Raw genomic sequence first — 7,428 nt, forward strand, 5'->3', positions numbered from 1 at the left:
TTAAGAATGGATTTTTGTGACAAATAATAAAGAAAGAGAAACCTACATCGATAGGTTTTTAACACGGTTTTTTAATGGGCGTCCATATCAAGTTGATATAGTGACAGGAGATGCAAGCTTTCGCCGTTACTTAAGAGTTTACCAAGGGGGAACGAGTTATATTTTGATGGATTCAGATCCAAGTAAGGTCAACAATGCCCCTTTTGTTGAATTGAATACTTGCTTTAGTCAAGCAGGTTTAAGAGTCCCTGAAATATTAGCAACAGATATGATGTATGGCCTACTTTTGCTAAATGATTTAGGTTCCGAACATTTGGCTGAACTGTTACAAAGCCCACACAGGCTTGCGCATTATCAGTCGATTTTAGCGTTAATTCCTTCTATAGCAACAGTTAAAAATTCATCACATATGAAGCCTTATGATGGTGTATTCATTCAACAAGAAATTGAGATATTTGAGCAGTGGTTGCTTGGCAGTTGGTTAGGCTATGAGTTTGACAACGATAAAAAGGGGCTATGGGAGCTTTGTAAACGTCGGTTAGTTGAGAATATGCAATTGCAACCGCATTGTACCATGCATCGTGATTTTCATAGCCGTAATATCATGCGAGACAAATATGGATGGATATTAATTGATTATCAAGACGCTGTGCAAGGACCTGTAACCTATGATGTGGTGTCGCTGCTGCGAGATTGTTACTTTAGGTTGCCGGATGATGAATTTTCACTTTTGCAAAATGAAAGTTATCAGGTGCTAAAAAGAGCTGATTTACTTAATGGTATGTCTTATCCTGAGTATCAACAGTGCTTCGATTTTACTGGGTTACAGCGCCATTTAAAAGCTGCGGGAATATTTGTCAGATTATTCTTACGAGATAATAAGGCTGGATATTTAAACAACATCATACCGACTTTAAACTATGTTATTGAAGTTGCTCAATGTTATGACGAACTGCAGTGGCTTGCAACTTGGTTGGTGAATGAGATAATGCCGCTTATTGATAATAAATTGAACTCGTTAAAATGAAAGCTATGATCCTCGCCGCCGGACGTGGTAAACGTATGATGCCACTTACTGAAAAGTTACCAAAACCGATGTTAAAAGTGCATGGTCAACCTTTGTTGGCATACCATATTGCGCGTTTAAAGGCTGCGGGAATTATAGATATTGTGATTAACTTAGCTTGGTGCGGTGAGGTCATTATTGAACATTTTGCTGATGGTCGTGACTTTGGCGTTAATATTCAATATTGCCATGAGCAGGAAGGTGGGCTTGAAACCGCTGGTGGTATTATCAACGCTCTACCTTACCTAACTGAACACCATGAAGAGTTTATTGTGATCAACGGTGATATATTTACTGATTATGATGTGAGTGCACTCAATCAACTTCAGCTCAACGCAGGGGAAGCACATCTTGTGCTTGTAGAAAATCCACCACATAACGAAGAAGGCGATTTTTGCCTTGCTCATCAAGTTGTTAATACTCAGAAATATACGTTTTCTGGTATTGGTTTGTATAATAAAGTTTTTTTTGAAAAACAAGCTGCTGGGGTTGTTGCATTGGGGCCGTTATTAAGGAATGGCTTAACCGCTGGTGTGGTGTCTACTGAGCTATACCTAGGGCAGTGGTCAGATATTGGTACGCCGCAGCGGCTATTAGATATTAATGCGCAGCAGGAGTTGAATAATGTGGGGTAAATTACTCGGTGTATGCTTTGGATTTATGTTCGGGCGATGGGTTGGAGCAATATTTGGTTTTTGGCTAGGCCATTTATTTGATAAAAGTTTGAAGCAAGATTTTGATAAGGTAGGTGGTTTTCAAGGTTTTTTCAAAGGAGATGATTTACATCAGCGCCAAGCGCTATTTTTCTCTAGTTGTTTTGCTGTTATGGGTCATATTGCGAAATCGAATGGTAGAGTCAGCGAAATTCATATCAAAGCCGCGTCATTATTTATGGATGAAATGGGGCTGCATGGCGAAGAGCGTCAAGAAGCCCAAAATGCGTTTAGGGCAGGCAAAGAAAGCGACTTTGAATTAAAACAAGCAGTGCAGGATTTCAAAGAGGTTTTCTCTCGGCGTTATGACTTGTTACAACTCTTTTTAGAAATTCAAATACAGATGGCGTTTTCAGATGGGCATTTGGCGCCTCAAGAGATAAAACTATTAAAAAGGGTGAGTCAGCTATTGGGGGTGTCTAATACACACTTTAATTTTATTTTAAAGCGTTACCAAGCTGAGTTTAAATTTCGTCAGCAACGAGCTCAACAAGATGGAGAACATCGGTATCGTGCGGCACAAGCTAATACTGGGATATCAAAGGAACAAGCATTGGCTGTATTAGGGTTAGCTGAGTCTGCAAATGAAAAAGAGGTGAAACGGGCGTACCGAAAGTTAATGGCGCAACATCACCCAGATAAGTTAGTTTCGCAAGGACTACCACAGCATATGATGGAAGTAGCTAAAAAGAAAAGTCAGGAAATTCAGGCCGCTTATGAGTTTTTAAAATAACGCGCGTTAAACCTGTCTAATATAAATGTTTGCTGTCAATACATGGTCGGGGTTACAGCTGTCGCAAAAAACCATCAACTTCTTTACGTAATCTTTGGTGTTGGCGCATTTCAGTTGTTAGTCCAAATAATTGGCGCTGACGGTAATCGAATTTACTATTACGCTTTACCCAGCGTATCCTTTCGGCCATATTACGGGTCACAATTGGGCTGTCATTACTATAAAATACATCAAGCAAAGGTGAACTAATCAGTGAGAAGTTTGCGGGTAAGTGACGTTGCCTATCGCTGTGTGGCAATTGCGCACTGATGGCAATAAAAGCATCTAGTTTGATATTGGGTAGCTCAGCCAAATATTCTCCAAAAATGCCGGCGCTGGTACCTTGGGCAATCACAACTAACTTTTCTTGTTGTCGCATGGTTAACTGAGAATATAATGCTTTAAATATGGCAACCAGTTGTGTTTTATAGTCATCAAGTGCGGCTTCTGGGAGGCCAATATCTACAGATTGCATTGCTGGCATTATTTTGTCATCCATTGAGCCACTGTCATCGGCATCACTTTCTTCTGCAGGCGTTTGGTCATCATCAGCATTTTTTGGCTTTTCATATATGACTTCTGGTATTTGTAGAGCATAGGTGTCAAAACCGTCATCTGCTAAGGCTTGGTATAGATAATTAAAGCCATTATAAGATAAGGGCGAATGGCCTACATCTGGGAGTAAAATTATCACTCCGCGCTTTTGCGGTGCCATATACTGAGAAAAAACGGCGAAGCTTTTTCCTTCGTCGGTTTCAATATCAATGAGCATTTCGGTATTGAAATATTTAGATAAATCTCGTTTCTCTATGTCTAATCGTGATTCAGGCATGACAAAGTCAGCAGCCCCTAAATATGTACTAAGTAGTAGCGACCAAAGGAATAGAAAATAGAAAAAAGTTCTCATAAGTTTACGGCTCTCATCGGATCTGATTATAGATATCGGCAGAAGTAACTGAATATTTACCCACGAGAGTATAAAAATAACCACATGATTCATTGTATCTATATAGCTTGTGTGTTTCTATTAGCGGGTCTAAGATGTTATATGCACATCCAGTTTATTGCCGTACCGTGAGAGAGTTACTCTATGTTGCCAGGTCATATTAAGCCATTGAAAATGAATTATCGACAAGAATTATTGGCACTTTTTGGTGTAAATGTCGTGTGTTTTTTGGTTTTTTCTAGTTACGACACTTTGGAGTGGCTATATCACTTTTCTCGCGTTCATGAACACTATGAGTTGGATGAGTTTGTACCGTTATTATTTTCGCTGACGATTACTTTTGCCCTGTTTTCTTTTCGACGTTGGAAAGAGGTGCAGTTATTTTATATCGAAGTAGAGTATTTATCATTTCACGATAGTATGACCGGATTATTAAATCGAAGAGGTGCACAGTTAAAAATGGCGCATTTACCTGCGGAGTATACTGGATCAGCTGTTGTTTTTATCGATTTCGATAACTTCAAACAAATAAACCAGCTATATGGTTATGAAGTGGGGGATGAAATATTAAAGCGGGCAGCCAGTAAATTACTGAAAGATTATGAGCATAGTTTATTATCACGCTGGGCGGGTGAAGAGCTCATGATGATTGTACCAAATATTAACCGTCATACACTACCAAGTTTTGTAGATGAATTGTATAACAGTATAACGACGCATATTACGCTATCTGCTCATACTGTGAGCATTAGTATGGGGGCGGTATGGGGAGATGCACAGGCTGATCATCAACGACTTCTCGTGTTAGTTGATGAGGCGTTATCTTTCGCTAAGCAGCGCGGGGGAGCTCAGGTTAAAATCTTTGACCATTGAGGCGAGAGTATGAACTGTTAACCGTTTTAAGGTTTAACTCTATCTTAGTTTGGTGTTTAATCCAGCACCTATCTTAAGTACACAATAGATACTAAGAATGTCTACCATCCTGTTATTCATTAGTTGAGTATCTTTGTGAGATCTAACACAATCACACTTTCTAGGATACACTCGCCTTTCACTTAATATGGAGTACTATTTGTGACGAAAAAGTCTGATTCAATAAAAGACTATGTATTTTTATTTCTTAAAGGTGCTGGTATGGGCGCCGCGGATGTTGTGCCTGGCGTTTCAGGCGGTACTATTGCCTTTATAACAGGGATTTATACCCGCTTTTTAGCTGCAATTAAAAGTGTCAATTTAGAGGCATTACTCTTGCTGAGAAAGTCGGGTTGTAAAGCAAGTTGGCAGTATATCGACGGCACTTTTTTATTAACGGTATTTGCTGGGCTGATAACCAGTGCAGTTTCTTTAGCTAAAGTTATTACATACTTATTGGCTAACCATCAATTACTTGTTTGGTCGTTCTTTTTTGGCTTGATTCTGGCCTCATTTATCTATATTGCGAAACAAATAGAACAATGGCGATTAAGTACCATTATCAGCTGCTTCATAGGCGTTGTGATCGCGTATGTGATCACGTCATTAGCACCCGCTGAGGCTGAGCCTCATACTTGGTTATATTTTGTATCGGGTGCTATCGCCGTTTGTGCGATGATCCTTCCAGGGATCTCTGGGAGCTTTATTTTACTATTATTGGGTATGTATAGTCATGTTTTAACAGCAATAACTGACAAAGAACTGTCGTTAATTGCATTGTTTTTACTGGGCTGTGTCGTTGGATTGATGTTGTTTTCTCGTTTTCTTTCATGGTTGCTAAATCAATATCAACAAATAACATTTGCACTGTTAGCTGGCTTTTTATTAGGGTCATTAAACTTATTATGGCCATGGAAAATGGTGGTTTCAACTTATGTTAGTTCAAGTGGTGTAGAAAAACCCTTAATGCAAAAAAACATCTTACCTGCGGAATATGCAAATTTAGTCGGTCATGATCCACAAACTCTACTTTGTATTGGACTCGCTTTATTTGGTTTACTACTTATTTTAGGTATAGAAAAGCTGAGCGCTAAATAGTGTGAGCGGGCCATTAAGTAAGCCCGCTATTTTTAATACTCATTCCTGTTTTATTCTCAAAAACAGCCAACTTTAGACTTGTGTACAATTGGCTAGTTTAAAATTTATGCTATCTTCTTGTTTTCAAAATTTAACATATTTTCAATATTAAAATAATGGGTACATAGATGGGGATTTGGGGATTAAAACTCGGTATTATGCTTGCAGTAGGTTTGGGGTTTTGTAGCTCAGCTTGGGCAGTCGATGGAAAACTTGATTTAACGACTTCGAACATTGGGATCATGTGTATAGTCATTTTTGTGGCGGCATATACGTTAGTCATGCTAGAAGAGAAATTACATTTACGTAAATCAAAGCCGGTGTTGGTTGCAGCTGGCCTAATTTGGATTTTAATAGGTGCATTTTATGTAGAGCAAGGAAGTCCATACATTACAGAAGAAGCGTTTCGTCATAACTTACTTGAATTTGCTGAATTGATGCTTTTTTTGTTGGTTGCGATGACCTATATAAATGCGTTAGAAGAGCGCAGAGTATTTGATGCCTTACGTGCATGGATGATCCGCAAAGGCTTTAGTTATAAAAATCTATTTTGGATATCTGGTTTTTTAGCATTTTTTATCTCTCCTATTGCCGATAACTTAACAACAGCCTTATTAATGTGCGCTGTGGTGATGAAAGTTGCACAAGGTGATAAATATTTTATTAATTTAAGCTGTATTAATATTGTTATTGCGGCTAATGCTGGCGGAGCATTTAGCCCATTTGGCGACATCACGACACTGATGGTGTGGCAAGCGGGTTTGGTGCAATTTAATGAGTTTTTGGTTTTGTTTTTCCCATCATTGGTCAATTACATTGTACCTGCGGCAATCATGAGCTTTTACGTTGAAGATAAGCAACCGAGTGCAGTCTACGAAGAGATTGAATTGAAACGCGGGGCATTGCGTATTTTAATATTATTTTTATTAACGGTTGCAACCGCAGTTGCGTGTCATACGTTTATACATCTTCCCCCGGTGTTAGGCATGATGATGGGGCTTGGATATTTACAATTTTTTGGCTATTTTTTGCGCGTGACATTGCCTGGCTCTTTGGCGCGAAAAAAGGCAATTGCTGAACAAGTTGGTGATAAAGAACGTCTGGTAAGATTAGGTAGTGTTGTTCCATTTGATGTATTCAGTAAAGTATCTCGGGCTGAATGGGATACCTTATTATTTTTTTATGGCATTGTTATGTGCGTTGGTGGCTTGGGCTTTTTAGGTTATTTGGGTCTGATGTCCGAAGTATTGTATGGCGGTTGGTCAGCAACTGCAGCCAATATATTTCTTGGGGTGATTTCAGCGGTAATAGATAATATTCCCGTGATGTTTGCTGTTTTATCTATGCAGCCAGATATGTCTCATGGGCAGTGGTTGTTAATTACACTGACAGCTGGAGTTGGTGGGAGTTTACTTTCTATCGGTTCAGCGGCGGGCGTTGCATTGATGGGGCAGGCAAGAGGGTATTACACCTTTTTTGGTCACTTGAAATGGGCACCTGTTATTGCACTTGGTTATGCCGCTAGCATTGTCATGCATTTATGGTTAAACGCAGAACTTTTTTAGCTTCATAGACAAGGGGCAATAGGCCCCTTGTGATCTTGCTTGCACGATATTTCTCTGTCACAGGTTTTTGCTATCTATTTAACCTCAGGTTTGGATAGGGTTTTGGAATAGAAAATGTTTTTGAAAACACACTTACGTACAATCCAATGATGTTATTTTGCTCAATATCAAGGCGCTTTTATGTAGTAATAGCGGGCTATTACAAATGAAAGCAACGCCGAGAGTGAGCAAAATAGCTTTATTAGGCAAATTCGCTTATCAAAAGCTCAGGATAATTAATCACTAGTTATAATGTAAATTACATCTGAATATCGACC

General features: G+C 39.1%; 7 protein-coding genes. 6 read left to right on the plus strand and 1 reads right to left on the minus strand.

What is annotated here, in order from left to right; translation table 11 throughout:
* Positions 1 to 16: 16 nt before the first annotated feature.
* The 3 genes from CWC18_RS12680 to djlA are packed head-to-tail and all read left to right on the plus strand — an operon-like array spanning position 17 to position 2,512.
* A complete protein-coding gene (locus CWC18_RS12680) occupies positions 17 to 1,027 on the plus strand; it encodes an aminoglycoside phosphotransferase family protein (RefSeq protein ID WP_249348297.1) in 1,011 nt (336 codons plus the stop codon).
* A complete protein-coding gene (murU, locus tag CWC18_RS12685) occupies positions 1,024 to 1,701 on the plus strand; it encodes an N-acetylmuramate alpha-1-phosphate uridylyltransferase MurU (protein ID WP_138590841.1) in 678 nt (225 codons plus the stop codon). The genes CWC18_RS12680 and murU overlap by 4 nt, the downstream gene beginning before the upstream one ends.
* Positions 1,691 to 2,512: a co-chaperone DjlA gene (gene djlA / locus CWC18_RS12690; protein WP_138590843.1), complete on the plus strand. Its 822-nt coding sequence runs from the start codon at positions 1,691 to 1,693 to the stop codon at positions 2,510 to 2,512. The genes murU and djlA overlap by 11 nt, the downstream gene beginning before the upstream one ends.
* 52 nt (positions 2,513 to 2,564) lie before the next feature.
* Here djlA and CWC18_RS12695 read toward each other — a convergent pair whose 3' ends face one another.
* Positions 2,565 to 3,383, minus strand: coding sequence for a DUF3530 family protein (locus CWC18_RS12695; RefSeq protein ID WP_171041103.1), 819 nt, complete (start codon positions 3,381 to 3,383; stop codon positions 2,565 to 2,567).
* A gap of 258 nt (positions 3,384 to 3,641) precedes the next feature.
* On the opposite strand from CWC18_RS12695, the gene CWC18_RS12700 reads away from it, so the two are divergent.
* From CWC18_RS12700 to nhaD, 3 genes are all read left to right on the plus strand, one after another.
* A complete protein-coding gene (locus CWC18_RS12700) occupies positions 3,642 to 4,370 on the plus strand; it encodes a GGDEF domain-containing protein (RefSeq protein WP_138590846.1) in 729 nt (242 codons plus the stop codon).
* 201 nt (positions 4,371 to 4,571) lie between these two features.
* A complete protein-coding gene (locus CWC18_RS12705; protein ID WP_249930123.1) occupies positions 4,572 to 5,507 on the plus strand; it encodes a DUF368 domain-containing protein in 936 nt (311 codons plus the stop codon).
* Between the two features lie 167 nt (positions 5,508 to 5,674).
* The gene (nhaD, locus tag CWC18_RS12710; RefSeq protein ID WP_432760762.1) at positions 5,675 to 7,111 is read left to right on the plus strand and encodes a sodium:proton antiporter NhaD; all 1,437 of its coding nucleotides are present in this window, start codon (positions 5,675 to 5,677) and stop codon (positions 7,109 to 7,111) included.
* Positions 7,112 to 7,428 lie beyond the last annotated feature (317 nt).

Origin of the sequence: Pseudoalteromonas aurantia, assembly GCF_005886875.1 — a bacterium.
GTDB lineage: Bacteria > Pseudomonadota > Gammaproteobacteria > Enterobacterales > Alteromonadaceae > Pseudoalteromonas > Pseudoalteromonas aurantia_A.

Bases quoted from the DNA above. Each gene is read 5' to 3' on its own strand.
- murU (WP_138590841.1), top strand. From the start codon at position 1,024: ATGAAAGCTATGATCCTCGCCGCCGGACGTGGTAAACGTATGATGCCA.
- djlA (WP_138590843.1), top strand. From the start codon at position 1,691: ATGTGGGGTAAATTACTCGGTGTATGCTTTGGATTTATGTTCGGGCGA.
- CWC18_RS12695 (WP_171041103.1), bottom strand. From the start codon at position 3,383: ATGCCTGAATCACGATTAGACATAGAGAAACGAGATTTATCTAAATAT.
- CWC18_RS12700 (WP_138590846.1), top strand. From the start codon at position 3,642: ATGTTGCCAGGTCATATTAAGCCATTGAAAATGAATTATCGACAAGAA.
- nhaD (WP_432760762.1), top strand. From the start codon at position 5,675: ATGGGGATTTGGGGATTAAAACTCGGTATTATGCTTGCAGTAGGTTTG.